The sequence below is a fragment of the Tateyamaria sp. syn59 genome, assembly GCF_007995245.1.
In the GTDB taxonomy this organism is placed as follows: domain Bacteria; phylum Pseudomonadota; class Alphaproteobacteria; order Rhodobacterales; family Rhodobacteraceae; genus Tateyamaria.
Map to the genome: position 1 here is coordinate 6,618 of NZ_VCBA01000030.1, position 1,208 is coordinate 7,825.

Here is a 1,208-nt window from a genome sequence, read left to right on the forward strand (position 1 = left end):
CGAATACTTCTGCGTGCGGTCATTGATGATGTGAACAGCAAAGACTTTCTTGCTGTTGCGGACTTCCGGCATGCGAGACAGGCATTCAAGCGCAGCATCTGCGGGCGTAGATGTCTTGATCGGGACCGGGCCGGCGAACGGTTTGCTCGGCAGCGAGGCCTGCTCCGCCAGAGGCGCACATCCCGCCGCGGCCAGTGCGAAACACAGGGCAAGCTTCTTCATGTTGGAACGCGCACGAACAGGTGCCCCTCATTCTTCCGTAGACTGGTCGCCCTGGTTCTCTTGATCGAGGGTGATGTCGTTGTCGCCATCGCCATCAATATCGATCGTGATCGTGTTCCCGATCTGGGAACCGAGGCCAAAACTGCTGCCGACGCCGCGGTCGAACTGCAAGAAATTCAATCGGGTCGCTTCGCTATTCAGACCCACCTGGCGCTCGTTGAAGCTCCTGAACTGGTAGGCACTGCTTTCGCCGACGCCATTCGCAAAAGCAGGCTGGCAGATGACGGTCAGGGCAAGAGCGCTGAAAGACAATGCTTTGAACATACACCAAACTCTTTCCCAATAATCGAATTGGGGGCCACATGAGGGATATCATACCAAAATGGCCCAGCGGACATCGGTAAATATCCAGAACTCTTGTCAATTGGCAAACCACGAAAAGCTAATAAGAGTAAGAAGAAGACCCGGGCTCGCCGTCAAAATCTTAGCGATGTGTCATATATGCAAGGGCTCTGTAAGCGCTCGCAACGAGGCATATGTGGTAGGCCTTCCTTGTTTCGTCGCATCCTGCGACCTCAGCCATCCTGAAGCTTCGAAAGGCCGAGCACTGACCAAGCTATGCAACCTCATCAGGGGCACCGATGTTTTCTGCTTTTGGTCGTACGCCCAAGGCGTAGTTCACCCGCTCTATTCGTTGTCTGGTATTGGCGCCCCCGCCAGCCCCGCATCGCGCAGCGCTTCGGCCTCGGGCAGGTCCCGCAGATCCGCCAATTCGAAGGCCGCGAGGAAGCCCGGCGTGGTGACATAGGTGTAGGGCGCCCCGCGGCGTGGCGCGCGCGGCCCCGGCGCGATCAGATCCCGCACCGCCAGCCGGCCGATCCGCTCGCGGGAAATCTCGGACCCGAAGATCTCCCTGAGCCCGTCGCGGGTGATCGGCTGGTGGTAGGCGATGGCGGCGAGCACCGCGAGGTCGCGCTCGGACAGGC

3 protein-coding genes are annotated in these 1,208 nt (G+C 59.1%); all 3 read right to left on the reverse strand.

Features of this window, described 5'->3' with window-relative positions:
• Nucleotides 1-222: hypothetical protein (locus tag FD715_RS22660; protein WP_189799608.1), on the reverse strand; the 222-nt coding region annotated here is incomplete at its 3' end.
• A gap of 27 nt (nt 223-249) precedes the next feature.
• The gene (locus tag FD715_RS21865; protein WP_147115237.1) at nt 250-546 is read right to left on the reverse strand and encodes a hypothetical protein; all 297 of its coding nucleotides are present in this window, start codon (nt 544-546) and stop codon (nt 250-252) included.
• A gap of 363 nt (nt 547-909) precedes the next feature.
• The coding region (locus tag FD715_RS21870; protein ID WP_147115240.1) for an SMC-Scp complex subunit ScpB at nt 910-1,208 on the reverse strand (299 nt) is incomplete at its 5' end.

What these genes read in the sequence shown, in the direction of transcription:
- FD715_RS21865 (WP_147115237.1), bottom strand. Translation starts at nt 546, where the DNA reads ATGTTCAAAGCATTGTCTTTCAGCGCTCTTGCCCTGACCGTCATCTGC.